Origin of the sequence: Glycomyces sp. NRRL B-16210 (assembly GCF_000719515.1) — a bacterium.
Taxonomy (GTDB): domain Bacteria; phylum Actinomycetota; class Actinomycetes; order Mycobacteriales; family Micromonosporaceae; genus Glycomyces.
Window position 1 is genome coordinate 145,393 of sequence record NZ_JOGR01000003.1, and the last position, 25,149, is coordinate 170,541.

The 25,149-nt window shown below is 69.9% G+C and carries 24 protein-coding genes and 1 other RNA gene; 7 read left to right on the plus strand and 18 right to left on the minus strand.

What is annotated here, in order from left to right:
• Position 1 precedes the first annotated feature (1 nt).
• Together meaB and IF12_RS0105010 are read right to left on the minus strand one after the other, a co-directional pair.
• Positions 2 to 934 (minus strand): methylmalonyl Co-A mutase-associated GTPase MeaB, encoded by a 933-nt coding sequence (gene meaB, locus IF12_RS0105005; RefSeq protein ID WP_030155250.1) that lies wholly within the window; start codon positions 932 to 934, stop codon positions 2 to 4.
• Positions 934 to 2,103, minus strand: coding sequence for an acetyl-CoA C-acyltransferase (locus IF12_RS0105010; protein ID WP_030155252.1), 1,170 nt, complete (start codon positions 2,101 to 2,103; stop codon positions 934 to 936). Before IF12_RS0105010 ends, meaB begins: the two co-directional genes overlap by 1 nt.
• 33 nt (positions 2,104 to 2,136) lie before the next feature.
• On the opposite strand from IF12_RS0105010, the gene mce reads away from it, so the two are divergent.
• The 3 genes from mce (at position 2,137) to IF12_RS0105025 (ending at position 5,991) form a co-directional block, all read left to right on the plus strand.
• On the plus strand, positions 2,137 to 2,574 hold the full coding sequence (gene mce / locus IF12_RS0105015; protein ID WP_051703981.1) for a methylmalonyl-CoA epimerase: 438 nt from the start codon (positions 2,137 to 2,139) through the stop codon (positions 2,572 to 2,574).
• Positions 2,575 to 2,807: 233 nt separating this feature from the next.
• The gene (locus tag IF12_RS0105020) at positions 2,808 to 4,019 is read left to right on the plus strand and encodes a cell division protein DivIVA (RefSeq protein ID WP_030155261.1); all 1,212 of its coding nucleotides are present in this window, start codon (positions 2,808 to 2,810) and stop codon (positions 4,017 to 4,019) included.
• Between the two features lie 172 nt (positions 4,020 to 4,191).
• Positions 4,192 to 5,991, plus strand: coding sequence for a DivIVA domain-containing protein (locus IF12_RS0105025; protein ID WP_030155263.1), 1,800 nt, complete (start codon positions 4,192 to 4,194; stop codon positions 5,989 to 5,991).
• Positions 5,992 to 6,072: 81 nt separating this feature from the next.
• Here IF12_RS0105025 and mmsB read toward each other — a convergent pair whose 3' ends face one another.
• From mmsB to chvE, 3 genes are all read right to left on the minus strand, one after another.
• A complete protein-coding gene (gene mmsB, locus IF12_RS0105030) occupies positions 6,073 to 7,374 on the minus strand; it encodes a multiple monosaccharide ABC transporter permease (RefSeq protein WP_030155265.1) in 1,302 nt (433 codons plus the stop codon).
• Entirely contained in the window at positions 7,371 to 8,924 is a 1,554-nt protein-coding gene (gene mmsA / locus IF12_RS0105035) for a multiple monosaccharide ABC transporter ATP-binding protein (RefSeq protein ID WP_030155267.1), read from the minus strand. The genes mmsB and mmsA overlap by 4 nt, the downstream gene beginning before the upstream one ends.
• Before the next feature lie 103 nt (positions 8,925 to 9,027).
• Positions 9,028 to 10,209 carry a multiple monosaccharide ABC transporter substrate-binding protein gene (gene chvE / locus IF12_RS0105040; RefSeq protein WP_081913207.1) on the minus strand — a complete coding sequence of 394 codons (1,182 nt, stop codon included), beginning with the start codon at positions 10,207 to 10,209 and terminating at the stop codon, positions 9,028 to 9,030.
• A gap of 342 nt (positions 10,210 to 10,551) precedes the next feature.
• Between chvE and IF12_RS0105050 the strand changes: the two genes are divergently transcribed.
• Positions 10,552 to 11,868, plus strand: a complete 1,317-nt coding sequence (locus IF12_RS0105050; protein WP_166659623.1) for a protein kinase — start codon at positions 10,552 to 10,554, stop codon at positions 11,866 to 11,868.
• A 112-nt stretch (positions 11,869 to 11,980) separates the two neighbouring features.
• Here IF12_RS0105050 and IF12_RS0105055 read toward each other — a convergent pair whose 3' ends face one another.
• The 5 genes from IF12_RS0105055 to ilvA form a co-directional block, all read right to left on the minus strand.
• Positions 11,981 to 12,748, minus strand: coding sequence for an alpha/beta hydrolase (locus IF12_RS0105055; RefSeq protein ID WP_030155273.1), 768 nt, complete (start codon positions 12,746 to 12,748; stop codon positions 11,981 to 11,983).
• 418 nt (positions 12,749 to 13,166) lie between these two features.
• Positions 13,167 to 13,448 (minus strand): hypothetical protein, encoded by a 282-nt coding sequence (locus IF12_RS0105060; RefSeq protein ID WP_030155275.1) that lies wholly within the window; start codon positions 13,446 to 13,448, stop codon positions 13,167 to 13,169.
• 15 nt (positions 13,449 to 13,463) lie between these two features.
• Entirely contained in the window at positions 13,464 to 13,727 is a 264-nt protein-coding gene (locus IF12_RS0105065; RefSeq protein ID WP_035748391.1) for a hypothetical protein, read from the minus strand.
• 23 nt (positions 13,728 to 13,750) lie between these two features.
• Positions 13,751 to 14,440: a uracil-DNA glycosylase gene (locus IF12_RS0105070; protein WP_030155285.1), complete on the minus strand. Its 690-nt coding sequence runs from the start codon at positions 14,438 to 14,440 to the stop codon at positions 13,751 to 13,753.
• Between the two features lie 3 nt (positions 14,441 to 14,443).
• Complete coding sequence (ilvA, locus tag IF12_RS0105075) at positions 14,444 to 15,658, minus strand: threonine ammonia-lyase (RefSeq protein ID WP_030155287.1); 1,215 nt, start codon at positions 15,656 to 15,658, stop codon at positions 14,444 to 14,446.
• 472 nt (positions 15,659 to 16,130) lie between these two features.
• Between ilvA and IF12_RS0105080 the strand changes: the two genes are divergently transcribed.
• Positions 16,131 to 17,405: an ABC transporter ATP-binding protein gene (locus IF12_RS0105080; protein ID WP_030155289.1), complete on the plus strand. Its 1,275-nt coding sequence runs from the start codon at positions 16,131 to 16,133 to the stop codon at positions 17,403 to 17,405.
• Positions 17,406 to 17,475: 70 nt separating this feature from the next.
• Here the strand turns inward: IF12_RS0105080 and greA are convergent, their stop codons facing one another.
• Positions 17,476 to 17,970 carry a transcription elongation factor GreA gene (gene greA, locus IF12_RS0105085; protein WP_030155291.1) on the minus strand — a complete coding sequence of 165 codons (495 nt, stop codon included), beginning with the start codon at positions 17,968 to 17,970 and terminating at the stop codon, positions 17,476 to 17,478.
• 142 nt (positions 17,971 to 18,112) lie between these two features.
• Positions 18,113 to 18,556: a DUF4307 domain-containing protein gene (locus tag IF12_RS0105090; RefSeq protein ID WP_051703983.1), complete on the minus strand. Its 444-nt coding sequence runs from the start codon at positions 18,554 to 18,556 to the stop codon at positions 18,113 to 18,115.
• A 216-nt stretch (positions 18,557 to 18,772) separates the two neighbouring features.
• On the opposite strand from IF12_RS0105090, the gene mca reads away from it, so the two are divergent.
• On the plus strand, positions 18,773 to 19,624 hold the full coding sequence (mca, locus tag IF12_RS0105095; RefSeq protein ID WP_030155295.1) for a mycothiol conjugate amidase Mca: 852 nt from the start codon (positions 18,773 to 18,775) through the stop codon (positions 19,622 to 19,624).
• Between the two features lie 259 nt (positions 19,625 to 19,883).
• Positions 19,884 to 20,468 carry a YqgE/AlgH family protein gene (locus tag IF12_RS0105100; protein WP_030155298.1) on the plus strand — a complete coding sequence of 195 codons (585 nt, stop codon included), beginning with the start codon at positions 19,884 to 19,886 and terminating at the stop codon, positions 20,466 to 20,468.
• 6 nt (positions 20,469 to 20,474) lie between these two features.
• On the opposite strand, the gene IF12_RS0105105 is transcribed toward IF12_RS0105100, so the two are convergent.
• From IF12_RS0105105 to ftsE, 6 genes are all read right to left on the minus strand, one after another.
• The gene (locus IF12_RS0105105) at positions 20,475 to 20,924 is read right to left on the minus strand and encodes a DUF2269 family protein (protein ID WP_030155300.1); all 450 of its coding nucleotides are present in this window, start codon (positions 20,922 to 20,924) and stop codon (positions 20,475 to 20,477) included.
• A 94-nt stretch (positions 20,925 to 21,018) separates the two neighbouring features.
• Positions 21,019 to 21,392, minus strand: a transfer-messenger RNA (tmRNA) gene (gene ssrA / locus IF12_RS24720).
• Between the two features lie 126 nt (positions 21,393 to 21,518).
• Positions 21,519 to 22,025, minus strand: coding sequence for an SsrA-binding protein SmpB (smpB, locus tag IF12_RS0105110; RefSeq protein WP_051703984.1), 507 nt, complete (start codon positions 22,023 to 22,025; stop codon positions 21,519 to 21,521).
• Between the two features lie 57 nt (positions 22,026 to 22,082).
• Positions 22,083 to 23,354 carry a M23 family metallopeptidase gene (locus IF12_RS26875; protein ID WP_051703985.1) on the minus strand — a complete coding sequence of 424 codons (1,272 nt, stop codon included), beginning with the start codon at positions 23,352 to 23,354 and terminating at the stop codon, positions 22,083 to 22,085.
• A gap of 70 nt (positions 23,355 to 23,424) precedes the next feature.
• Positions 23,425 to 24,300, minus strand: a complete 876-nt coding sequence (gene ftsX, locus IF12_RS0105120; protein ID WP_030155308.1) for a permease-like cell division protein FtsX — start codon at positions 24,298 to 24,300, stop codon at positions 23,425 to 23,427.
• A gap of 22 nt (positions 24,301 to 24,322) precedes the next feature.
• Complete coding sequence (gene ftsE, locus IF12_RS0105125; protein WP_030155311.1) at positions 24,323 to 25,003, minus strand: cell division ATP-binding protein FtsE; 681 nt, start codon at positions 25,001 to 25,003, stop codon at positions 24,323 to 24,325.
• Positions 25,004 to 25,149 lie beyond the last annotated feature (146 nt).

Genomic DNA, 25,149 nt, shown 5'->3' on the forward strand with positions numbered 1-25,149 from the left:
TTTAGCCGGTGTCGCCCAGGACCCTCCGCACGGCCGAGGCCACGTCGGTCTCGCCGTCGGCGACCGCCTCGGCCAGATCCTCGCTCACCCGGTAGCGCTCGCGCAGGGCCGCGTCGACGCGGGCGCGGATCTCCGCGGCGGCGCGGCGGCGGCGCTTGTCGGCGAGCCGGTCGGCTCCGGCGAGCCAGTCGTGGTGCTTCGCTATGGCGGCCACCAGATCGTCGACGCCCTTGGCCTCGGAGGCGACGGTGGTGCAGATGGGCTGGCGCCATTCGCCGGGCTCGCGGCGCACGAGGCTCATCATGGCGCGCAGGTCCCGCACCGCGCCGTCGGCGCCGGGCCGGTCGGCCTTGTTGACGACGTAGACGTCGGCGATCTCCACGACGCCGGCCTTGACGGCCTGGATGCCGTCGCCCATGCCGGGGGCGAGCAGCAGCAGGGTGGTGTCGGCGAGGCTCGCGATCTCGACCTCGGCCTGGCCGACCCCGACGGTCTCGACGATGACGACGTCGAAGCCGAGGCCTTCGAGCAGGCGCACGGCCGCGCCGGTGGTGGCGGCGAGGCCGCCGAGGTGGCCGCGGGTGGCGACCGAGCGGATGTACACGCCCGCGTCGAGGGCGTGGTCGGCCATGCGGACGCGGTCGCCGAGGATCGCGCCGCCGGTGAAGGGGCTGGAGGGGTCGACGGCGAGGACCGCGACGCGCAGGCCCGCCTCGCGCCAGGCGCCGATGAGGGCCGACACGAGCGTGGACTTGCCGACGCCGGGCGAGCCGGTGATGCCGATGATCTGGGCGTCGCCGCCTTTGACGAGCCCTGCGATCGCGGCGGCGTCCGCGGTCTGGTTCTCCAGGGCCGTCAGGAGGCGGGCGGTGGCCCGGCGGTCGCCCGCGCGGGCCGCCTCCACGAGTTCGGCCGGCGTGCTCCGAACGGCCATCAAGCTCCCTTGAGGATGACGGCGTCGCCTTGGCCGCCGCCGCCGCACAGCCCGGCCGCGCCGATCCGCCCCGCGGCGAGCTGGCGGGCGAGGGTCTGGGCGAGGCGGGCCCCGGAGGCGCCGATCGGGTGGCCGAGGGCGATCGCGCCGCCGTCGGGGTTGACGCGGGCGAGGTCGACGCCGAGGGTCTCGGCAGAGGCGAGGACGACTGCGGCGAAGGCCTCGTTCATCTCGACCACGTCGAGGTCGGCGGCGGTGAGCCCGGCGAGGTCCAGGGCCTTCGCGATGGCGTTGGCCGGCTGGTCGAGCAGGGAGTTGTCGGGTCCGGCGACGGTGGCGTAGGCGAGGATCTCGGCGGTCCAGGCCCAGCCGTTGGCCTCGGCGACGGACTTGCGGGCGAGGACGAGCGCGGAGGCGCCGTCGGAGATCTGCGAGGCGGTGGCGGCGGTGATGGTGCCGTTCTCGGTGAAGGCCGCGCGCAGTTGCGAGAGCGAGGCGGCGGTGGACTCGGGGCGGACGCCTTCGTCGGCGTCGACGAGGCCGCGGCGGGTCTCGACCGGGGTGATCTCCTCGGCGAGGCGCTCGGCGGCCTTGGCGGCCCGCTGGTGGGAGTCGGCCGCGAAGGCGTCCTGGTCCTCGCGGGTGATCGAGCGGCCCTTGAGGTGGCGCTCGGTGGACTCGCCCATGGAGATGCCGTCGTAGGCGTCGGTGAGCCCGTCGTGGGCGAGGTGGTCGATGAGGACGGCCTCGCCGTACTTGAAGCCGCGGCGCGAACCGGGCAGCAGGTGCGGGGCGCGGCTCATCGACTCCATGCCGCCGGCGACGATTACGTCGGCCGCGCCGCCGCGCAGGATCTGGTCGGCCAGGCCGACGGCGGTGAGCCCGGAGAGGCAGACCTTGTTCACCGACAGCGCGGGGACACGCATCGGCAGCCCGGCGGCCACGGCCGCCTGGCGGGCGGGGTTCTGCCCGCTGCCGGCGGGCAGGACCTGCCCGAGGAGGACCTGGTCGACCAGGTCGGGGGACAGCCCAGCCCGTTCGATCGCGGCTCTTATCGCGGTCCCTGCCAGGTCGGTGGCGGGGACGTCGGCGAGGGCGCCGTTGAAGCGCCCGATGGGTGTGCGAGCGGCTGCGAGGATGACAGTGCGCTCTGCGGTGTTGTCGCTCATGGCGGACCTCCGTTGGTCGATAGTCTCGATCGTATGACGTTCACTGACGGAATCGGACTGCGGCGCATCGATCATGTGGGGATCGCGGTTCCCGATCTCGACGAGGCCCTGGAGTGGTACGAGGGCGCGCTCGGCGGGCGGGCGGTGCATCGCGAGGTCAACGAGGCGCAGGGCGTGGTCGAGGCCATGGTCGCCTGGCCCGGGGGCGGGGCGCAGGTGCAGTTGCTCGCGCCGTTCGGGGAGGACTCGCCGATCGCGAGGTTCCTGGGGACGAAGGGCCCGGGGCTCCAGCAGTTGGCGTTCACCGTCGAGGACGTCGAGGCGGCCGCGGCGGCGCTGCGGGAGCGGGGCGCGCGGCTGCTCTACGACCAAGCGCGCCAAGGGACCGCGGGGTCGAAGATCAACTTCGTCCATCCGAGGGACGCGGGCGGGGTCCTGGTGGAGCTGGTCGAGCCCGCGAAGGGCCCCTAGGGGAAGCGTCTCGCAGGAGTGATCGCGGAGCGTCGCCTGATCACTACCGGGACTGTCGGATACTTGACGCCGATCGAGTGACGGCGGCACGGAGCGTGAACTTCCCCGGATTCGACTTCCGTGTCGTTTCAAGGATTTCGCCCGTTTTGCGGTTAGAGTTACGGGTGGTTCGACCCCTACAAACCCCTGACCTTGCTGTCGACATTCGCGGTCGCGTCTGCAAGTATTGGTCCATGTCGCAGCAGCCCTCCGCCAGTACTTTTTTCGACAACGACCAATCGGTGCCGGAGTTCCCCGTGCAGTTGCGGGGTTACGACCGCCACCAGGTGGATGACTTCATCCAGAAGAATCTCGCCAAGCAGTCTCAGACCGAGCAGCAGCGCACCGAGGCCGAGCAGCGGATGACCGACGCCCAGCGTCGTCTGCGCCAGGCCGAGCAGCGCATCCAGGGTCTGGAGCAGCGTCTCACCGAGCAGCAGAAGCAGCTCGAGGAGAACACCCGCCCCACGCTCTCCGGGCTCGGCACCCGGGTCGAGCAGATTCTGAGACTGGCTGAAGAGCAGGCGAACGAGCACCGCGCCGAGGCCAAGCGCGAGACCGAGGGCATCCTCTCGGCCGCCCGCCTCGAATCGCGTGAGATCACCGACGCCGCCCGCGGCGAGGCCGGCAGCCTCAAGCAGAACGCCGAGCGCGAGGCCAACAGCCTCCGCACCCAGGTGGAGCGCGAGGTCGCGGAGCTGCGGACCAACGCCCGCCGCGAATGCGAGACCCTCCGCGCCGACGCCGAGCGCGAGACCAAGCAGCTGCGCACCGCCACCGGCCACGAGGTCGCCGAGCTCAAGGCCTCCGTCGAGCGCGAGGTCGCGACCCTCCGCGCCACGGCGGACCGCGAGATCACCCAGCTGCGCGCCAAGGCCGCCCGCGAGGCCGAGGAGAAGCGCGCCGAGGCCGCGAAGCTCTTCGCCGAGGCGAAGGAGAAGCGCGACAAGGACCTCCAGGCCCTCGACCTCGAACTGGCCGAGCGCAAGGAGAAGGCCGAGCGCGAGGAGTCCGACCGCCACACGCGCGCCGTCTCCGAGACCCAGAAGCTCGTCTCCGACGCCGAGAACCGCGCCCGCGAGGCCGAGGAGAGCGCCAAGGCCGCCGAGACCCGCGCCGAGGAGAAGCGCTCCGAGGCCGACAACTACGCCAGCGAGACCACGACCAAGGCCAAGCGCGACGCGAACAAGCTCGTCTCCGACGCCAAGGCCGAGGCCGAGCGGCTGCTCGCCAACGCCAAGGCCGACGCCGAGAGCGTCACCCAGAAGGCCGAGTCCGAGGTGGCCGACCTCACCGCCAAGCGCGACCAGGTCCAGGCGACCCTGCGCAACCTGGGCGGTCTGGTCAGCGGCGCCCTCAGCGGGGCGCTCGACGGCGCCGTGGGCGATGCGTCGGAAGACAAGTAGATCAGTCCGACAACGAGTAAAACTGGCGAATCCGCGTTACCGTCGAAGCCACGACAGTAAAGAACGACCGTGGCCAAGGTCGATGGTGGAGGAACCACAGCTTCGGCCGCGTCCCGTCACATCCGGTCCCTTGCCGGCGGTGGCGGGACGCGGCTTACGTGAGGATGAGGGTATGGCGCGTGAAGACAGACTCAGCGACGACTCGGAACTGCTGACCGGTTTCAACGAGGGTGGACCCGTCGAGTACGAGTTCGAGACCGCCCTGCGCGGCTACGACAAGCGGCAGGTGGACCGGTTCCTCCAGCAGATGCAGTTGCAGATGGACACCCTTGCGGGTGAGAGGGCCGAGGCGCTCGCCCAGATCGACCGACTCGTGGTCCAGATCCAGCAGTTGCAGGCGCAGATCCAGGAGCTGCGTCGCCGCAGCGCCGCGGGCGACAAGGCCTCCTACCGCCATCTCGGGGTCCGCATCGAGCAGATGCTGACGCTCGCCGAGGAGCAGGCCGAGGACATCAAGGCCAAGGCCCAGGCGCAGACCCAGCACCTGCATGTCCACGCCGACCAGCGCCTGCGCGAGGCCGAGGCGCAGATCGAGCAGGCCCGCAAGGACTTCGAGACCACGCTGAAGGCGCGCCGGGCCGCCGCCGAGAAGGCCGAGGCCGACCGCCGCGCGATCATCGACGCCGAGATCAACAAGCGGGCGCGCGAGGCGCAGGCGATGGTGGACCAGGCGAAGGAGCGGGCCGCCGCGCTCGTGGCCGAGGCCGAGCAGGACGCCGAGAACAAGCGGGCCGCCGCTGACGAGCAGACCCGGCAACTGGTCGCTCACGTCGAGCGCCTGCGCACCGAGGCCCAGCAGCTCAAGGACGACGCGACGCTCACCTCTGAGCAGGCGATCGCCGAGGCGCGCGAGAAGGCCGACCGCATCGCGGCCGAAGCCGAGGCCGAGGCCGAGCGCAAGCGCGCCGAGCACGAGGCGGAGCTGCGGGACTTGCGCACCGAGGCGGTCGAGAACCTCGAGAAGTTCAAGCAGGAGACCGAGACGTTCGCGCAGTCGGTGCGCACCGAGGCCGAGAACGAGGCCACGCGGGTGCGGGCCGAGGCCGCCGACAGCGCGACGCTGACGCGCACCGAGGCCGCCGACGAGGCCAAGCGGGTCCGCCTGGAGGCGCAGCGGCGCCTGGAGGAGGCCGAGACCGAGGCGCAGCGCCTCACGGCCGAGACCGATGAGAAGACCGCGAAGCTCGCCGCCGAGGCCGAGGAGGCCTCCCGCAAGGCGCGCGAGCAGGCCGAGGCCGCCGCGCTGCGGCTGGCCGAGGAGACCGAGCGCGAGACGCAGCGTCTGCGCGAGGAGGCCGCCGACGCGAGCCGCAAGGAGCGCGAGGCCGCCGAGGTCGCCGCCCGCAAGCTCACCGAGGAGACCGCCGCCGAGGTGCGGCGGCTGCGCGAGAACGCCGGCGCCGAGGCCGAGCGCCTCACCGCCGAGGCGGGCGCCGCGGCCGAGAAGCTGCGCGGTGAGGCCGACCGGGCGAAGGCCGAGGCCGCCGCGGAGGTGGAGCGGGCCCGCGCCGAGGTCGCCGCGATCGAGGCCGAGCGCGAGAAGCTCCTGGCCGACGCGAAGGCGGAGGCGCAGCGGGTCCTGGAGCAGGCGAACCTGGACGCCGAGCAGGTCCGGTCCGACCGCGACCAGTACGTGACCGAGGCCGAGAAGAAGGCCGAGACCGCCAAGCGGCGCGCCGAGGAGCTGTCGAAGTCGGCCAAGCAGACCGCGCGGCGCGACTCCGAGGCGATCCTGGCGACCGCCCGGGCCCAGGCGAAGAAGCTCGTCGAGGAGGCCCGCGCGAACCGTCCCGCCGAGGGCGAGGAGGCGCCGGCCAAGGAGCCCGCGGTGAACGCGAAGGGCCGGGGCCGCTCGCAGAGCGGCGGCAGCAAGCAGAGCACGGAGGCCGCCGAGAAGGTGACCACGAAGTAAGGCGAGAACGCGAAAGGCCCGGTGCGGTGCACCGGGCCTTTCGCGTGGGCCCGCGCGCCGAGGCGTCGCGGGCCCCTCGCGCTATTCGTCGGTGCCGGACTCGGCGGGCGCCTGGGCGTCCTTGGCCTTGCGTTTGGCCTCACCGGAGCCGCCGGGGGTGGTGCCCACGAGGGGCAGGCCGCCGCCGGTGGCGCGCTTCTTGTTCCACACGTCGAACAGGACCGCGGCGAGGACCACCAGGCCGAGGATGACGCTCTGCATGTCCTGGCCGACCGACAGGATCGACATGCCCTGGTTCATGACGCCCATGACCAGGCCGCCGATGACCGCGCCGATGATGGTGCCGACGCCGCCGCTCATGGAGGCGCCGCCGATGAACGAGGAGGCGATGGCGTGCAGTTCGAACATGGTGCCCGCGTCGGGGGTCGCCGAGGCGAGCCGGGCGGTGAGCACGACGCCGGCCAGGCCCGAGAGCGCGCCCATGTTCACGAAGACCCAGAAGGTGGTCTGCTTGGTCTTGACGCCCGAGAGCATCGCGGCCTTCTCGTTGCCGCCGCCGGCGTAGACGTGGCGGCCGAACACGGTGCGGTTGGTCACGAAGGTGTAGACGATGACCAGCGCCACCAGGATGATGCCGATGATCGGCAGGCCCTTGTGGGCTGCCAGGGTCAGCGCGCCGATGGCGACGGTGCCGGCCAGCAGCACGGTCTTGATCCAGAAGGCGGTCGCCGAGCCGGTGGCGACGCCGGTGCGCACGGCCTTGCGGCGGCCCGACAGCTGGATCCACAGGATCACGGCGACGGCGACGGCCCCGATGGCGAGGGTCGGCAGGTGGTAGGCGTTGTTCTCGTTCTGCGCCCAGTAGCCCGAGCCGAGCTGGCGGAACTCCTGGGAGCGGATCGAGATCGTCTTGGACTCCAGGGCCCACAGGGTGAGGCCGCGGAAGAGCAGCATGCCCGTCAGCGTCACGATGAACGCCGGGATGCGCACGTAGGCGATCCAGAAGCCCTGCCACACCCCGATCAGCGCGCCGATGCCCACGGCGACGAGGACGGCCAGGTACCACGGGAGGCCCCAGCTCGAGAGCGCGATCGCCGACATCGCGCCGGTGAACGCCAGGACCGAGCCGACCGACAGGTCGATGTGGCCGTTGACGATGACCATCATCATCCCGATCGCGAGGATGAGGATGTAGGAGTTCTGGACGATGACGTTGTTGATGTTCGCCGGGGTCAGGAAGTTCTGGTCGAGCTTGGCGACTTCCAGGACCTGGAACAGCAGCATGATGAACACCAGGGCGATGATCATGCCGTAGGCCCGCAGGTTCAGGTGGCGCAGACCGGAGGTCAGGCGCTTGCGGGATGTGACGTTGACGGTGCTCATTGGCGTAGTTCTTCTCCCCCGGATGCGGTCTCAAGGGTCATGAGCCGCATCAGTTCTTCCTGTGTGGCGTTCTCGCGGTCGACCTGGCCGGTGATGTGCCCGGCGCTCATGGCGTAGATCCGGTCGCACATGCCGAGCAGCTCGGGCAGTTCGGAGGAGATCATGAGGACCCCTTTGCCCTGGTCGACCAGCCTGTGGATGAGCTCGTAGATCTCGTACTTGGCGCCGACGTCGATGCCTCGGGTCGGCTCGTCGAGGATGAGCAGCTCGGGTTCGGTGAAGACCCACTTGCCGAGCACGATCTTCTGCTGGTTGCCGCCCGAGAGGTTCCCGGCGAGCGAGTAGACCGACGGGGCCTTGACGCCGAACTCGGTGCGCAGGCGCTCGGAGACGGCGTTGATCCGGCTCTGGTCGACCACGCCGCGCTTGGAGACCTTGCCGAGCCCCGGCAGCGTGAAGTTCTGCCGCAGGTCGTAGTCGAGGTGCAGGCCGTACTGCTTGCGGTCCTCGGTGGCGTAGGCCAGGCCGGCGTCGATGGCGTCGGGGACCGACGACAGGCGCAGGGGCCTGCCGTCCATGGTGGCGGTGCCGGAGATGCCCGATCCCCAGCTGCGGCCGAACAGGCTCATGGCGAACTCGGTGCGGCCGGCGCCCATGAGGCCGGCGAGGCCGACGATCTCGCCGCGGGCGACATTGAGCTCGGCGTTGTTGACGATGACGCGCTCGCGCTGGTCGGGGTGGTGGACGGTCCAGTCCCTGACCTCGAAGAAGACCTCGCCGATCGAGGGCTCGCGCGGCGGGTACAGGTGCTCCAGGTCGCGGCCGACCATGGACTTGATGAGCCGGTCCTGGGTGACGCCGTCGGCCTCGGTGGCGAGGGTCTCGATGGTCCGCCCGTCGCGCAGCACCGTGACGGTGTCGGCCACCGACAGCACCTCGCCCAGCTTGTGGGAGATGATGATGCAGGTGACGCCCTCGTCGCGGAGGACGCGGAGCAGTTCGAGGAGGTTCTCGGAGTCGGTGTCGTTGAGCGCGGCGGTCGGCTCGTCCAGGATCAGGAGCTTGACGTTCTTGGACAGGGCCTTGGCGATCTCGACGAGCTGCTGCTTGCCGACGCCGATCTTCTCGACGAGGGTCTGCGGGTTGTCGTGGAGGCCGACCTGCTTCATGAGGCGGGCGGCCTCGGCGTTGGTCTTGTCCCAGGAGATGAACCCGCCGGACTTCTGCTCGTTGCCGAGGAAGATGTTCTCGGCGATCGACAGCTCGCCGACGAGCGCGAGCTCCTGGTGGATGATGACGACGCCCGCGGCCTCGGAGTCGCGGATGTTGCGGAAGCGCGCGGGCCGGTCCTCGAACTCGATCTCGCCCTCGAAGTCGCCGTGCGCGTAGACGCCCGACAGGACCTTCATCAGGGTGGACTTGCCGGCGCCGTTCTCGCCGACGAGCGCGTGGATCGTGGCCCGCTTGACGCGCAGGTCCACATCGCTGAGCGCCAGTACGCCGGGGAATCGCTTGGTGATCCTCCGCATGCGGAGGATGTCTTCAGACATGGCTTGGTCCCAATACGAATGGAAGTGCTGCTCTGGGTGAGAGAGGTCGGGAGGGGCGGCCGCGAGGGCGGCCGCCCCTCCAAAGGACGCGGTGCCGGGACTGCTAGTCCAGGTCGGCGGCGTCGATGTAACCGGAGTCGACCAGCAGTGCCTCGTAGTTGTCGACCGTGACGATGTACGGCTCCAGCAGGTTCGAGGGCACGGTCTTGACGCCGTTGTCGTAGGACTCGGTGTCGTTGACCTCGGGCTCCTCGCCGTTGGCGATGTCCACGACCATGTCGACGGTGACGCTCGCGAGCTGGCGGGTGTCCTTGAAGATCGTGGCCGACTGGCGGCCCTCGATGATCATCTGCACCGAGGCGACCTCGGCGTCCTGACCGGACACGACCGGCAGGTTGTCGTCGGTGTAGCCGTTGCCTTCGAGCGAGGCGATGATGCCGCGGCTGATGCCGTCGTACGGGGAGAGCACGGCGTGGACGTCCTCGCCGGAGTAGTGGGTGCTCAGGAGGTTGTCCATGCGGCTCTGGGCGATCTCGCCGTCCCAGCGCTCGGTGGCGATGGTGTTGATGTCGGTCTCGCCCGACTTGACCCGGAGCTTGCCCTCGTCGATGTAGGGCTGGAGGGTGTCGATCGCGCCCTCGTAGAAGAAGAAGGAGTTGTTGTCGTCGATCGAGCCGGCGAACAGCTCGATGTTGCAGGTGCCCTCCTGCTCGTCGATGTTCAGGCCGTCCAGGACGGACTGGGCCTGGAGCACGCCGACCTGGTAGTTGTCGAAGGTCGCGTAGTAGTCGACGTCCTCGGTCTCGCGGATGAGGCGGTCGTAGGCGATGACGGTGATGTCCTCGTCCTTCGCCTGGGACAGCACGCCGGTCAGCGACTGGTTGTCGATCGCGGCGATCACCAGCACGTCGGCGCCCTGGGTGATCATGTTCTCGATCTGGTTGACCTGCTTGGCGACGTCGTCGTCGGCGAACTGGAGGTCGGTGTCGAAGCCCGCGGCCTCGAACTCGGTGACCAGGTTGTTGCCGTCGTCGATCCACCGCTCGGAGGTCTGGGTCGGCATCGCGATGCCGACGCGCCCGCCGTCCTCGACCGACTCGCGCGCCTCGGACGAGTCGGAGCCGAAGCCCTCGGGAACGCTCGCGGCCAGAGCGCCGAGGTTCACGTCGCACCCTCCATCGCCGTCAGCGCTGTCGTTGTCGCCGGAAGCACAGGCGGTGACGGACAGCGCCAACACCGCGGCACCGGCCAGACCTGCGAAAACACGTCGTGGGATGACGTTCATTCGTACTCCTTCGTACTGGGCGGCGCCGGTGCACACCGACGACGCCCTGGGGTCAAGACGGATTCGATAGTTCAACGTTTTTCCACAACCGTCAACAGCGGATGGGTCTCGTGTCCGAATCGTTGCCTTTCAAGTCCCCCGAAATACGACACCGGACGCCTGCGGAGGCACTGAGCTGTGACCAATTCACCAGAACTGACCATGCGGCTCGACGGCCTCACCCGTTCGGTCAACAACCCCGCGGCCGACTACCGCTCGACCGAACGGATGGGATAGCCTCACATTTAGTGCCAAATCACGACACCGAACAGCGGACCCCCTGAGGAGGTGAGGATGTCGAGCATGACGACCGTCGGACCCGCAGCCGTACACCGTTTACTGCACCGGGACACGGTGTGCAGCGTCTTCAGCGGCACCGTCGCGACAGCGCCCACCGACCTCCTGTGCGTGACCGTCGCGCATGAGCGCGTCGACGGCTCCCGACGCGAGGTGTTCCTCGAATGGGCCGCGAAGCTCACCGGCCTCGCCGCCCACCCCCACCTGTCACCCTGCACCGCAGTCGGCCTCACCGAGAACGGACGCCCGTACCTGGCCGTGGGCACGGCCAGGCGCACCCTCGCCGACCTCCTGAGCGACCAGGGACCCATGCCCCCCGGGCAGGTCCGCGCGCTCGGCGTCGCCCTGAGCGACGCCGTGGCCGTCTACCACCGGTCGGGGCTCATCCACGGCGCGATCCAGCCTGCCCACATACTCGTCGGCTCCGGACGCCACCTGCAACTCACCGCGTACGACGTCACCGCCCCGGTGCTCGCCGCGCCGCTGCCGCCCTCGCCGTACACGGCCCCTGAGCACCTCGACGCCGCCGTGGCGGGCGAGGTGGCCGCCAGCCCCGCCGGGGACGTGTACGCCCTCGCCACCGTCCTCTACGCGGCCCTGGGCGGCCGCCTGCCGTGGGTGCGCCACGCCCGCGAGGACGCCGCGGACCCGCTCCTGCGCGCCGCCCCGGTGCCGCACATCGCCGGCGTGGACTGCGAACTCACCGACATCATCGGCGCGGCCCTCAGCCCCGACCCGCGGCGCCGGCCCACCGCCGAGACGCTCCGGCAGCAGCTCACCCGCCTGCCGCTCGCCGGACCGCCCAGCGCCGGCCGCAGGCCCGACTCCGTCGCGCCCGGGCTCCTCCCCCGGCGTGGACTCCGGCCCGTCACCGTGGCCGTCTCCACCGAACTCGCCCCGTACCGCCCCAGCCGCGAGCGCATTGGACTGCGCCCGCGGCTGCGTTCGATCGCCACGGCCACCGCCGGCGTCGCGCTGACCGGCGCGCTGCTGGGCGGGGCCGCTCTGGCGACCTACGCGGCGACCAACCCCGAGAGCTCGGGGTCGTTGTGCACCGATCCGGCCGCGCTCGCGGGGCAGATCGGCGAGCGGCTCGGGGAGCAGTTCGGCGACCAGGCCGAGAGCGTCAAGGTCATCGACAGCTGGTGCGCGGCCGACGGGCAGTTCGTGGTCGCCACAGTGGACCATCAGGGGGGAACGGGCGGGAGCGGCGACGCCGCCGAGCGCCTGGCGTGGCGGATCGAGGGCGAGGAGCTGGTGGTCGTAGGCGACTGCGCCGATCCGTCGCTGCCGGCGAGCATCACCGAGTTCCTCGGCTGCTGAGAGTCCCGACGGAAGCGGTCGCGGGATCGCGCAGGTAGGAAGAGCCCTCCAGCATTTCGTCACCCCGGTACTGCCTTAGGAGGGCCCTACTCCCGATCGTCTTCCGACAGGCCTATTCCTGCCCTTCCTTCGGCAGGAAGCCGCCGAAGGCGGCGACGGTCTTGTTCGCGTAGGCGGAGGTGTCGCCGCGCTCCATCGGTCCGTCCCAAGTGGTCGGCAGCGGGGCGTGTTCGGGGAGGATGCGGCCCACGATGCGGTCGAGGGCCTCTTCGGCCTTGCCGACCCACAGGTGGCCGCCGTTCGCGATCTCGACGACCTCGGCCTGCGGGATCGCGGCGAAGCGCTGCTTGGCCTCGGGGTACTGGAGGTAATCGTCCTGCTCGGGGATGAGCGCCAGGAGCGGGCGGCCGTCCTCGGCCCAGCGCTCCAGGTCCTCCTCTTTGGAGTAGCGAAGCGGGGGCGAGAGGAGCACGGCGCCTTCGACGCCGGGTTCGAGGCCGTACTTGAGCGTCAGGTCGGTGCCGAAGGACCAGCCGACGATCCACACGCGAGGGAGCTCGGCGAACTCGGCGTACTCGACGGCGGCGGCGAGGTCGAAGCGCTCGCCGACGCCGTGGTCGAACGCGCCTTGGCTGGTGCCCTGCTGGGATTCGGTGCCGCGGGTGTTGAAGCGCAGGACGGCCGTGTTCGCCAGCGCGGGCAGCCGCCAGGCGGCCTTGCGGAAGATGTGCGAGTCCATCATGCCGCCGTGGGTGGGCAGCGGGTGGACGCAGATGAGGGTCGCCTCGGGCTCGCGGTCGGCGGGCAGGGCGATTTCGCCGACGAGTTCGAGCCCGTCGGCGGTGTGGAGCGTGAGCGCCTCGCGCCGGGCGGGGAGCATGCTCGCGGATCTGATGACAGCCACACCGGGATTATCCCCGGAATACGGCGCCGGAAACACCACGTGTGGCGCAGTCGGCACCGGCCGAAGAGGTGGCCCCCTAGTAGTTGCCATCCCTAACCCCCACCCACCCGGGGAAAGGTAGGCCCAACATTCCCGCTCGGGTACGACAGAAACCCGGCGCGGCGGCGCCGGTGTCACTCGAAAGAGGTCGTGGAGCGGGGGCATCGTCGGCGGTCGCCGATCAGAGGTGAGCGGATCTCCGCGGAGCGAGCGGGGGTGAAGCGGCGTCGAATTGCGGCCCGAGGAAGCGGCCCGCGCGGGAGCGGCGTCCCGGTCACCGCGAAGGGCCTTTGCCTGCTGGGCGGCGAAGGGGCGGGGCCTGGCGGCCCCGCCCCTCGCGATGTTCAGTTGGGGTTCAGCGCCATTGGCCGGGCTTGCGGCGGTCGCGGGCGTTCCAGCAGCCGGCGTGCCAGTGTCGGCGGTCGTCGCCGTCGCCGTGGTCCGACCACGCCACCACGTGCGGCGTGCCCGGTTGGATCTCCAGGTCGCAACCGGGGCACCGGTAGGCCTTCGCCGCGTTCGCGCCGGGGATGCGGCGGACCCTGACCGGCCCGTTCGGGCCGTCGATCAGGCTCGGGTCCTGTGCACCTGAAGTCTGCCGCCGAGGTTCGTCCCGGCGGCGGTTCTTGCGCGGCATCGGTCCGGTACCGGGTTATGCGCGGGTCGCGTCGTCAGTGGCGGGCCCGTCCTTCGTCTCGGCCGCGTCGGCCGCGGCCGGGGCCGTCGTCGAAGCGGCCGCCGCCAGGGCGGCCTCGCTCTCGAGCCGGTTGTTCAGGCGCTTGACGTGCTTGTTCATCCCTCTGATGAGGAAGATCGTCACGACGACCAGGAACACGGTCACGAACAGGCCGAACGGCCCGGCCAGCGCCTGGTCGCGTTCCGGCCCGAACTCTTGTGCCAGGATCTCGATACCCACGACTCCACCGTATCCCGGGCGTACTAGGACTCCTGAAGGGCGGGCAGCCGCCAGTCGACCGGCTCACCGCCCTGCTGGACCAGGAGCTCGTTCGCGCGGCTGAAGGGCTTGGAGCCGAAGAAGCCGCGCCGGGCGCTCAGCGGGGAGGGGTGGGGCGACTCGATCGAGGGGATCGGGCCGAGGAGGTCCTTGAGTTTGCGGGCGTCGGCGCCCCACAGGATCGCCACGGACGCGCCGCCGCGTTCGGCGAGGGCCCGGATGGCCTGCTCGGTCACGGTCTCCCAGCCCTTGCCGCGGTGCGAGGCGGGCGTGCCGGGGGCGACGCTGAGGGAGCGGTTGAGGAGCAGGACGCCCTGGTCGGCCCAAGGGGTGAGGTCGCCGTTGGCGGGCAGCGGGTGGCCGAGGTCGTCGCGGTACTCGTTGAAGATGTTGACCAGGCTCTTGGGGAGGGGGCGCACGTCGGGGGCGACGGCGAAGGACAGGCCGATGGCGTGCCCGGGGGTGGGGTAGGGGTCTTGGCCGACGATGATGACCTTGACCTCGTCGAAGGGCTGCTGGAAGGCGCGGAGGATGTGCTCGGCGGCGGGGAGGTAGGTGCGTCCGGCGGCGACCTCGGCGCGGAGGAACTCCCCCATCTTCGCGACGTCGTCGGCGACGGGGGCGAGCGCTTTGGCCCAGCCGGGCTCCATCAGTTCATCGAGAGTCTTCTGCATGACTCAGATGCTAAGGCCCTCCACCGACACGAAGTATCCCGCGTCGCGCAGGGCCGCAACGATTTCGGTCGCGTGTTCGGAACCGCGGGTCTCGATCGAGAGGTCCACGGCGACCTCGCCGACGCTCAGGCGCGGGTCGGAGCGCTGGTGGTTGACGTCGACGATGTTGCCGCCGTAGGCGCCTACGCGCTGGAGGACCGAGGCGAGGGCGCCGGGCCGGTCGGCGCAGCGGAGGTTGGCGCGCATGAAGCGGCCGGAGGCGCCGAGGCCGTGTTCGATGAGCCGCATGAGCAGGAGCGGGTCGATGTTGCCGCCGGAGAGGACGGCGACGGCGGGCGCCTCGTAGGCGATCGAGTAGTTCAGGAGCGCGGCGTAGGCGGTGGCGCCGGCGGGTTCGACCACGAGCTTGTTGCGTTCGAGCAGGGACAGCAGGGCCCGGCTGATGTCCTCTTCGGTGACGGTGACGATCTCGTCGACGAGGGCGGCGACGTGCGCGAAGGGGACGTCGCCGGGGCGGCCGACGGCGATCCCGTCGGCGATGGTGTGCATCTTGTCGAGGCGCACGGGCCGGCCGGCGGCGAGGGAGTGCTGGTAGGAGGCGGCGCCTTCGGCCTGGACGCCGATGATCTTGATGTCGGGCCGCAGTTGCTTGGCGGCGGCGGCGATGCCGGCGACGAGGCCGCCGCCGCCGACGGAGGTGACGATGGTGGCCGTCTCGGGGAGCTGGTCGAGGATCTCCAGGGCGATGGTGCCCTGGCCGGCGACGATGTCGCGGTGGTCGAAGGGGTGGATGAGGGTCGCGCCGGTCTGCTGGGCGAAGCGGTGGGCCGATTCGAGGGCGTCGTCGACGGTGAGGCCGCCGAGGATGACTTCGGCGCCGTAGCCCTTGGTGGCGGCCACCTTCGGGAGGGGCGCGGATTCGGGCATGAAGACCGTGGAGCGGATGCCGAGGGTGGAGGCGGCGAGGGCGACGCCTTGGGCGTGGTTGCCGGCGGAGGCGGCGACGACCCCGTGTTCGCGTTCGGCCTCGCTCAGGCGCGAGACGCGCATGTAGGCGCCGCGGATCTTGAACGAGCCCGCGCGTTGGAGGTTCTCGCATTTGAGGTGGACGCCGTCGAGGACGGGGTCGCGGGAGGGTTCGAGGGGCGTGCGGCGCACGACCCCGGAGAGTTCGGCGGCCGCGGCGCGGACGTCGGAAAGTGTCACCAGCTCCGTCACGCCTCGATCGTAGTGCCCGCGGCGGGCCGGGCGGCCGCGCACGGGCGGGTGCGGCGGACGGGGAGCGCGGGCCCGCGGGGGCGGGAACTTGTGGGCGCAGGATGCGTATGCAGTGTCGGGTGAGCACAGTGCGGAGTGGGAGCGCGGCCAAATCGAAACACTTTCGAATGCGGGCGCGAAAGGCGCCGAGCGATGCCGGAAAACGGTTGCACTGGACCGAAATGCCTACCTTGATCCTCCCTGGGCGGCACGCGTGCGACGTCTGAAACCGCAGGTGGAACCCAGTGTGAAGCGGCATTTACGGGTATGAATTAGGGGTGACCCCCGTTACTCGGAAACTCTGGAAGGCTTAAGCTACGAACAGTCATCCCTTAACCATGGCGAAGCCTGCGAGTCATGAACGGGCAATGACTTGTCCGCTTAGCCCTCACACCGAGCCCGTCCGTCCCCTTTAGAACCCCTGGAGTCAAAGGTGACTGCTGTCACGCTGAAGAACGTCTCCAAGGTGTTCCCCGGCGAAACCCTGGCCGTGGACTCCTTGAGCATGGAAGTCAACCACGGCGAATTCCTCGTCCTCCTCGGCCCGTCCGGCTGCGGCAAGTCCACCGTGCTCCGCATGGTCGCCGGGCTGGAGACGCCCTCGGACGGCGAGATCCTCCTCGACGGGGAGTACGCGAACGACCTGCCCCCGCGCGAGCGCAACGCGGCCATGATCTTCCAGACGTTCGCCCTCTACCCGCACATGTCAGTGGGCGACAACATCGGGTTCCCCCTCAAACTCGGCAAGCACAACGGCGCCCAGTCGGTGCCCGAGGCCGTGGGCGACATGGCCGGGGCCCTGGGCATCAGCGACCTGATCGACCGCAAGCCCGCCCAGCTCTCGGGCGGCCAGCAGCAGCGCGTCGCCATGGGCCGGGCCCTCGTGCGCCGCCCCAAGCTGTTCCTCATGGACGAGCCCCTCTCGAACCTCGACGTGGGCCTGCGCGCCGAGCTGCGCACCGAGATCTCCTCGCTGGTGCGCCGCCACGACGCGACGACCCTGTACGTCACGCACGACCAGACCGAGGCGCTCACCATGGCCGACCGGGTCGCGGTCATGCGCAAGGGCGTCCTCCAGGACGTCGGCACCCCCGACGAGGTCTACGAGCGCCCCGCGACCATGTACGTGGCCGCCTTCCTCGGCACCCCCCGCATGAACCTGCTCGAAGCGCGCGTCAACGTCTACCTCGACCGGTACGTGGCCCTCGACTTCGGCGACCAGGAGCTGCGCCTGCCCTGGCACGACCTGCGCGGACGCGCCGTCGCCCGCTACCACGGCGAGAACATCGTGGTCGGGATGCGGGCCGAGGCCCTCGCGCCGGTCGCCGACGGCCACCCCGGCCAGTCGATCCAGGGCCGGGTGCGCTTCTACGAGCACCACGGCCACGAGACGCTCGTGTTCCTCGACATCGGCGCCACCGCCGTCGTGCCCGACGGCATCGGCGACAAGCCGGACCTGGCCCGCAACGGCTCCAAGCCGCGCCGGCGCCTCGGCGGCCTGTTCTCCGGGTTCGGCCAGGCCCCCGTCGAGCAGCGCGAGACCGACACCGGCCCCATCCGCAAGCCCGCGGACCTGGTCTTCCGGCTCCCGCCGCACATCCCGGTCTCGGCCGGGCAGCCGATCACCGTGGCCGTCCACATGGACGCACTGCACTACTTCGACAAGTACGGCAAGCGCATCGACGTCGGCTGGACCCAGCGGGCCTGAGGGCGGGGCCGCGATACGCGAACGCCGCGGCCCCCTCGATTGAGGAGGCCGCGGCGAAACCGGCGTTCGGTCAGCCCAGGAACTTCTCGGCGTCGACGATCTTCACCGAGATCTCGACGTCCTTCGGGGTCTTGTAGGCGACCGTGTCGCCCACCTTGTGGCCCACGATGGCCGCGCCCAGCGCCGAATCGGGACTGTAGACGGTCAGATCCGTCGTCGCCGCGATCTCGCGCGAGCCGAGCAGGAACTTCTCGGTGTCGTCGGGGTCGCCGTCGAAGGCGATCGTCACGACGGTGCCGATCTGGATCTCGTCGCTCTCCTTCGCCTCGCCGACCTTCGCGTTGCGCAGCAGGTCCTCCAGTTGGCGGATGCGCCCCTCCTGCTTGCCCTGCTCGTCGCGGGCCGCGTGGTAGCCGCCGTTCTCCTTGAGGTCGCCCTCTTCCCGGCGCGCATTGATCTCCGCCGCCATCAGCGGACGGTTCGCGACCAGCTCGTCCAACTCGCCCTTGAGGCGGTCGTAGGCCTCCTGCGTCAGCCATGTGCCCTGGTTAGCGTCGATAGCCATGTCTTCTGAATCCTCCGAATAGTGCGATCCGTGTGTGAGGTCCTGCCTCAGTGGGTAAGCCGGTGCGCCGCCGCCGGAGCCGATCCCGGATAGCGAAAGGCCCGCCGACCGGGATGCGGTGCGACGGGCCGAAAGTCAATGTTCAGTCCGCCTGCCGACACCTCAGGACCTCGCCGGTATTGGGCTCGCCCTCCACGGCGAGGGTGTAGGTCATCTCGACGTGGGTGGTCTCGTCCGCCGGGACGGCGACCTCGGCGTAGCCGATCTCGGCCCCGGCGAGATCGCGGGACCGGACGGCGCACACCGCGCCCTCACCGGCCGGCTTGTAGACCTCGAACGTGATGTCGACCTGCCCCGGGACGGAGTCGTCGAAGGCGAGGAGCCGCTCGGAGATCTCGCCCTGCCCGTACACCTCGGTGAGCCGCCAGGCGGCGACGAGGCCCGCGGCGACCACGCCGACGGTGAGCAGCGCGGTGACCGCCGGGCGGCGGCGGACCGGAGCGCGGCGACGACCGTAGCGACCAGCGGGGAAGGACACGTCGCCCGTTCCGGGCACGCGTCCGTCCGTGGTCTGCGTCTCAGTCAATGCGTCGCTTCCGTTTCGCGATCGGCGGCTGCGCCGCCAAGAGCCCGGATTCTCGCGAGAACCGGGAAGTAATGGTTATCGAGTATCGTTGCACAGAATGCCAGAGCCGACAACTGTCGCAGTGCGCGCGTCGGTTCGCGTGCCCGAGAGCCTTCCGATTGACACCCGCCAGTGAGGTCGACCGACGTGACGAATCCGTCCAGCAAACTGCGCCTGATGTGCGTCCACGCCCATCCCGACGACGAGTCCAGCAAGGGCGCCGGGATGATGGCGCGCTATGTGCGCGAGGGCGTGGAGGTCCTCGTGGTCACCTGCACCGGCGGCGAGCGCGGCGACGTGCTCAACCCCAAGATGGACCGGCCCGAGATCCAGGAGAACCTGCCGCGCGTGCGCAGCGAGGAGATGGCCCGCGCCCGCGAGATCCTCGGCGTCGAGCAGCACTGGCTCGGCTTCACCGACTCCGGGCTCCCCGACGGCTGGCTCCCCGACTCCGGCATCCCGCTCCCGGCGGACGCGTTCTACGAGGTGCCGACCGAGCGGGCCGCCGCGCCGCTGGTGGCCGTCATGCGCTCGTTCAAGCCGCACGTGGTCACCACCTACGACGAGGAGGGCGGCTACCCGCACCCCGACCACGTCAAGACCCACGAGGTCTCGGTCGCGGCCTTCGCCGCCGCGGGCGACCCCGAGCGGTACCCCGACCTCGGCGAGCCGTGGCAGCCGCTGAAGCTGTACTACAGCCACTCGTTCGGCAAGGCGCGCATCGAGGCCCTGCACTACGCGATGGTCGACGCCGGACTCGAGTCGCCCTACGGGGACTGGATGGCCGGGGGCGACTGGACCCGCGACAAGAGCGAGCGGGTCACCACCCGCGTCGAGTGCGCCGACTACTTCGACATCCGCGACGCCGCGCTCAAGGCCCACGCGACCCAGGTCGACCCCGACGGGTTCTGGTTCGCCGTGCCGCGCGAGATCCAGCAGAAGGCCTGGCCGACCGAGGACTACGAACTCGTCGAGACGCGCATCGAGACGCGCCTGCCGGAGGACGACCTCTTCGCCGGACTGCGATGACGACCTGATCCCAAGCGCCGCAACAGGCCCTGGGAACACTCACTCCACTTCGGACCTATCCGGCCGCGCCGGATCGTCTCCTTTCGCGCACCCTCCGTGAGGAAACAACTGTCGGGCTCCCGACACCACGGTGTATTTCCCCGGAAAGTGCGGGAACCTTGCTGCAAGCGCGCTCCCGCGGGTTACCGTGCCGGGGAGAGCCGGGCCGTACCCGGGCCCGGGTCACCAGCGGAGGCGGGCGCAGAACGGAGGTGGAGCCATGGCCAGTCGTGAAACGTCGCCGGCGCGAACCAAGTCGTTCGTCGGCAGTCTCCTCGTCGCCACTCCCACGCTGCAAGACCCCAACTTCGACCGGACCGTCGTCATCGGCGTCGGACACGAATCCGACGGGGTGCTCGGCGTGGTCCTCAACCGCGCCACCGAGCGCCAGGTCGTCCACTACCTCGACCAGTGGGCCGAACTGGCGGGCGATCCGGCGGTGCTCTTCGAAGGCGGCCCGGTCCAGCCGGACGCCGCCATAGGCCTGGGCTGGAGGAAGGCGGACGCGCCGTTCTCGGACGCGTTCCGGCCCGTGCTCGGCCGCCTGGGCACCCTCGACCTCTCCCGGGACCCCGACGAGGTCGCGCCGCTGCTGGAGGGGATGCGGGTCTTCACCGGATACGCCGGCTGGTCGCCGGGGCAGCTGGAGGAGGAGATCGAGGCGGGCGCCTGGATGGTCTTCGACGCGCTGCCGGCCGACCCGTTCTCGGCGACGCCGGAGGAGCTGTGGGGCATGGTGTGGCGGCGCCAGGGCGGAATGCTCTCGGCGGTCGCGCACTACCCCGCCGACCCGGTGATGAACTGACCCCGCTCAGGCCCCCGGCCGCCAGGCCATGAGCACCACGATGACGGCGTAGAAGACCAGGTTCAGGCCCGAGAGGGCGAGCAGGCGACCGCGATGGCGCTCCAGCGACTCGCCGTCCATGACCCCGTGGGAATCCTGGAGCTCCTTGCCGATGCGGGCGAGCGTGCTCGGGATCAATGCGGTGCCGTTGACGACCGCGACCACGTAGAGGGTCGAGGCGACGATGAGCCAGGCGTCGGCGAAGGCGTACCGCTCGCTCGTCATCGTCGCGAACACTCCGAACAGGGCCGCGACCAGCGTGAGGGCGTTGAACGCCATGCAGCGGCGCCCGGCCTGGTGCACCCGTTCGCCGTCCCGCTCGCGCAGGGCCCGCTCGCCGAGCCAGGGCAGGAGCATGGCCGGACCGACGATGATCACCACCAGCAGCACGTGCAGGATCAGTGACAGAGTGTGCATATTGTGATCTTACGGACATAGCACGCAGCAGGGCGCGGAACGGCGGACACGAAGAACCCCGGACCCTGAGGGCCCGGGGTTCGAACGTTTCGGCCGGTGGAGCTGCAGGGAATCGAACCCTGGTCCTCCGCTGCCTCGGTGAGACTTCTCCGGGTGCAGTCCGCTGTGTCTTTTATCGAGCCCCACCGATCACGCGGACGAGACGGTGAGACGGGCTCTAATCGCCGGAGATCTCGGCCGGACGCCCCAGCGATCAAGGCGTCGGCCCAGCATCCTTAAATGATGCCGCGAACCCAGAGCGGATGCGCCTCTGGAGCGGCAACTTCACTGTCGCTTAGGCAGCGAGAGCGAAGTCAGTGCGTTTTGCGTTGGCACTTATTGGTTTCCAACGTCGGTTTACGAGACGGCGTTGGCTTCCTCGACCCGCTTCCCTCACTTCAACATACGGAGTCGAAACCGATCAGCCCCTGGAAAGTGCGGGCACCGTCGCCTTGCTGCGCAGTCTGGTGAGTTCTTGCTGTTCAGTTGTGCTTTTCGATTCTAGCTCAGTCCAACCGCCCCCGGCGACGGGATATTCCCCGCGCCGGGAGCCGGTCACTTGCCGCCGCGCTTGGCCGCGCGGCCCATGGCCCGCTCGATCTCGCGGTCGGACTCGCGCTTGGCGATGGCCTGGCGCTTGTCGTAGTTCTTGCGGCCCCGGGCGAGCCCGAGCTCCATCTTGGCGTAGCCGTTCTGGAAGTACACCGACAGCGGGACCAGCGTCAGGCCGGCCTCGTCGAGCTTGACGGCCAGCTTGGCGATCTCGCCGCGGTGGAGCAGGAGCTTGCGGATGCGCCGGGGCGGGTGGTTGGTCCACGTCCCGTAGTCGTACTCGGGGATGTGGAGGTTGTGGACGCGCGCCTCGCCGTTGTGGATCTCGGCGTAGGCGTCGACGATGTTCCCCTTGCCCTGGCGCAGGGCCTTGACCTCGGTCCCGGACAGGACCATGCCGGCCTCGTAGGTGTCCAGGATCTCGTAGTCGTGCCGGGCCTTGCGGTTGGTGGTGACCACCGAGCGCTCGGAACCCGAGTGCTTGACCTTCTCCTGCTGCTTCTTGGACACGGGCCAAGCTTAACGATCGAACACGCGTATGGGGAAGCCGATTTCGCGCGGTGTGGCTCATCGGCACAGGCAGGAGGGCAGGTAGCCGATCGGGTTGACCCGTTCGCCGTTGACGCGGACCTCGAAGTGCAGGTGCGGGCCGGTGCTGTCGCCGGTGGTCCCGACCGCGCCGATGCCCTGGTCGCGCGAGACGTGCTGGCCGTTGGCGACCCAGATGCTCGACTGGTGGGCGTAGCAGGAGGTGAGTCCGCCGCCGTGGTTGATGCAGGTCAGCTGCCCGTAGCCGGCGTTCCAGCCGGCGTAGACGACGGTGCCGGAGTCGGCGGCGTGGATCGTGGTCCCCGAGCCGGCGGCGAAGTCGGTGCCGCCGTGGAAGCGGGCGTTGCCGTAGATCGGGTGGCGGCGCCAGCCGTAGTCGGAGGACTTCCAGCCCTCGACGGGGACGACGAAGCCCGAGCCGCCGGAGGATCCGCCCGAGGAGCCTCCCGAGGATCCGCCGGAGTTCCCTCCGCCGCCGTTGTTGTTGCCGTTGTTCTTGCGGGTCTCCTCGGCGCGTCGCAGCGCTTCGGCCAGCCGCTCGGACTCGGCCTCGAGTTGGTTGTATTCGGACTGGGCCTCGTCGCGGGCGCCTTCGGCGACGGCGAGGGCGGCGGTGTGGTCCTGGACGAGTTCCTCGACGGCGGCCTTGGCCGTCTGCGCCTCGAAGTAGCGGCTCTCGGCCTCGGCGAGCGCGGCGTCGGCGGCGGCCTCGGCGGCGGCGGCCTCGGACTCGGCGACGGTCGCGGCGTTCTCGGCGTTGGCGGCCTCGCGGCGGGCGAGGGTGACCTCCTCGACCGCGAGGTTCTTGCCCTCCATCATGAACTCCAGGTAGGACAGGCCGTCGACGGCCTTCTGGGGTTCGCCGGAGGCGAGGATCGCGTCCACGGTGAGCAGTTCGACCCCGCGGGCGGTGGCGGTGAAGACCGAGGCGCGGGCCTCGCGGACGACCGCGACCTCCTCGGCGGCGGCCTCGTAGGCGGCCTCGGCTTCGGCGAGGGCCTCTCGGGCGGCCTCGGCTTCGCGCTGGGCCTGGGCCGCTTCGGCTTCGGCGGCGGCCACGCGGCCCTCGGCGACGTCCACGGCGTACTCGGCGGCGGGCAGGCGGGCCTCGGTGTCGGCGAGGATCTGGCCCGCGGCGCGGACCGCCTCGGAGGCGCCTTCGAGTTCGGCGGCCATCTCGGCCTTCTCGCGCTCGACGGCGTCCAACTCGGACTGGGAGGCCCCTGACGCGGGACTGCTCGCGGTTCCCGCCAGGAGCAGGACCGCGAGCAGCCAACCGATTCGCCTCATAAGGCCCGAATTTAGTCCATCTGCGACGGATATTCGGGGAATTCTGGAGTTGTGCCCGGAACGGGTGAGGTCAGACCTTGATGTTGAAGCGCAAGGTGATCCACGCGGTGATCGCGCTGATGACCGCGGAGACGCCCACGAGGATCGGCAGCAGCAGCAGGATCGACTGCATGCTGATCGGCGGCATCAGGCTGAACAGGTTCGCGAACTGCCCGTCGATGACCAGGAACTTCGCGGCGACGAGCGTCGCGAAGGCGAAGATCGCGCCGATGACGCCGGCGAAGACCGCCTCCAGGACGAACGGGGCCTGGACGAACCAGTTCGGGGCGCCGACCAGCTTCATGATCGCGACCTCGCGGCGCCGCGAGTAGGCGGCGACCTGGATCGTGTTGGCCACCAGCATGAGCGCGGCCACGCCCTGGACGAGGGCGACGATGAGCGTCAGACGCTGCGCGCCGCCGAGGATGTCGAAGACCTGCTGGAGGATCTCCCGCTGGTTGGTGACCTGGTAGACGCCTTCGCGGTCCTGGAACTCGGCCTGGAGCTTCGGAGCGTCGGCGATGTCGACCATCTTGATGCGGAAGGCCGAGGGCAGCACTTCGGCGTCCACGGACTTGACGAGGTCGGGAGTGTCCTTGAAGGTCTCCTTGAAGCGCTCGTACGCCTGCTCCTTGGACTCGTACTTCACCGTCTCGACGTACGGGCTCTCCTTGAGCTCGGCCTCGATCTGGGCGGTGACCTCCTCGGTGACGTCCCGCTGGAGGTAGACGACCACTTCGAGGTTCGTCTGGTAGTACTCCTCGATCACGTCGACCTGGTTGTACAGCAGCAGGCCCGCGCCGAGCATCGTCAGCGAGACGGCCATGGTGATGATCATGGCGACGGTCATGGAGATGTTGCGCCACAGCCCGAGGAAGACCTCGGACATCACGTACTTCGCGCGCATGTGCTCTAGTTCTGCCTTCCGCTTAGCCGTAGACGCCGCGAGCCTGGTCGCGGACGATCTGGCCGTTCTCGATCTCGATGACTCGACGGCGCATCTGGTTCACGATGTTGGAGTCGTGGGTGACCATGAGAATGGTGGTGCCCGTGCGGCTGATCCGGTCGAGGAGCCGCATGATCTCGATCGAGGTGTCGGGGTCGAGGTTACCGGTGGGCTCGTCGGCCAGCAGGAGCAGCGGGCGGTTGACGAAGGCGCGGGCCACGGCCACGCGCTGCTGCTCGCCGCCGGAGAGCTCGTGCGGGTATCGGTGCTCCTTGCCGCCGAGGCCGACCAGTTCGAGGACCTCGGGGACGACCCGCCGGGCGACCGAGCGGGGCTTGCCGATGACCTCCAGAGCGAAGGCCACGTTCTCCGCGGCGGTGCGGTTGGGAAGCAGACGGAAGTCCTGGAACACGCAGCCGATGCTGCGCCGGTAGGCGGGGACCTTCCAGCGTCGCAGGCGCGTCACGTCGGTGTCCCCGACCGTGATCTTGCCCTTGTCGGGGACTTCCTCGCGCAGCAGGAGCTTGATCATCGTCGACTTACCCGCACCGGTCGGGCCGATGAAGAAGACGAACTCCCCCTTGTCGATGAAGACGTTGAAGTCCTCCACCGACGGGCGGTTCGACCGGGGGTAGTGCTTGGTTACACCCTCAAGCTGAATCACGAGCCGGAGTCTATCCGCCGAAGCCCAGCGCCGGTCGGGCGGCTCCAGTACAAGCGTGGCATATTCCGCAGTTTCAGCCCCATATGTCACGTCCACGAAAGGGTTACGACGCGATTTCATCCGAACGGGGGAAGTGCGCATGGTCA

Coding starts and splice junctions, on each gene's coding strand:
- mca (WP_030155295.1), top strand. CDS start 18,773: ATGTGCGTCCACGCCCATCCCGACGACGAGTCCAGCAAGGGCGCCGGG.
- mmsB (WP_030155265.1), bottom strand. CDS start 7,374: ATGAGCACCGTCAACGTCACATCCCGCAAGCGCCTGACCTCCGGTCTG.
- mmsA (WP_030155267.1), bottom strand. CDS start 8,924: ATGTCTGAAGACATCCTCCGCATGCGGAGGATCACCAAGCGATTCCCC.
- IF12_RS0105050 (WP_166659623.1), top strand. CDS start 10,552: ATGACGACCGTCGGACCCGCAGCCGTACACCGTTTACTGCACCGGGAC.
- IF12_RS0105020 (WP_030155261.1), top strand. CDS start 2,808: ATGTCGCAGCAGCCCTCCGCCAGTACTTTTTTCGACAACGACCAATCG.
- IF12_RS0105055 (WP_030155273.1), bottom strand. CDS start 12,748: ATGCTCCCCGCCCGGCGCGAGGCGCTCACGCTCCACACCGCCGACGGG.
- chvE (WP_081913207.1), bottom strand. CDS start 10,209: ATGAACGTCATCCCACGACGTGTTTTCGCAGGTCTGGCCGGTGCCGCG.
- IF12_RS26875 (WP_051703985.1), bottom strand. CDS start 23,354: ATGAGGCGAATCGGTTGGCTGCTCGCGGTCCTGCTCCTGGCGGGAACC.
- IF12_RS0105105 (WP_030155300.1), bottom strand. CDS start 20,924: ATGCACACTCTGTCACTGATCCTGCACGTGCTGCTGGTGGTGATCATC.
- ftsX (WP_030155308.1), bottom strand. CDS start 24,300: ATGCGCGCGAAGTACGTGATGTCCGAGGTCTTCCTCGGGCTGTGGCGC.
- meaB (WP_030155250.1), bottom strand. CDS start 934: ATGGCCGTTCGGAGCACGCCGGCCGAACTCGTGGAGGCGGCCCGCGCG.
- IF12_RS0105060 (WP_030155275.1), bottom strand. CDS start 13,448: ATGCCGCGCAAGAACCGCCGCCGGGACGAACCTCGGCGGCAGACTTCA.
- mce (WP_051703981.1), top strand. CDS start 2,137: ATGACGTTCACTGACGGAATCGGACTGCGGCGCATCGATCATGTGGGG.
- IF12_RS0105100 (WP_030155298.1), top strand. CDS start 19,884: ATGGCCAGTCGTGAAACGTCGCCGGCGCGAACCAAGTCGTTCGTCGGC.
- IF12_RS0105070 (WP_030155285.1), bottom strand. CDS start 14,440: ATGCAGAAGACTCTCGATGAACTGATGGAGCCCGGCTGGGCCAAAGCG.
- IF12_RS0105010 (WP_030155252.1), bottom strand. CDS start 2,103: ATGAGCGACAACACCGCAGAGCGCACTGTCATCCTCGCAGCCGCTCGC.
- greA (WP_030155291.1), bottom strand. CDS start 17,970: ATGGCTATCGACGCTAACCAGGGCACATGGCTGACGCAGGAGGCCTAC.
- IF12_RS0105025 (WP_030155263.1), top strand. CDS start 4,192: ATGGCGCGTGAAGACAGACTCAGCGACGACTCGGAACTGCTGACCGGT.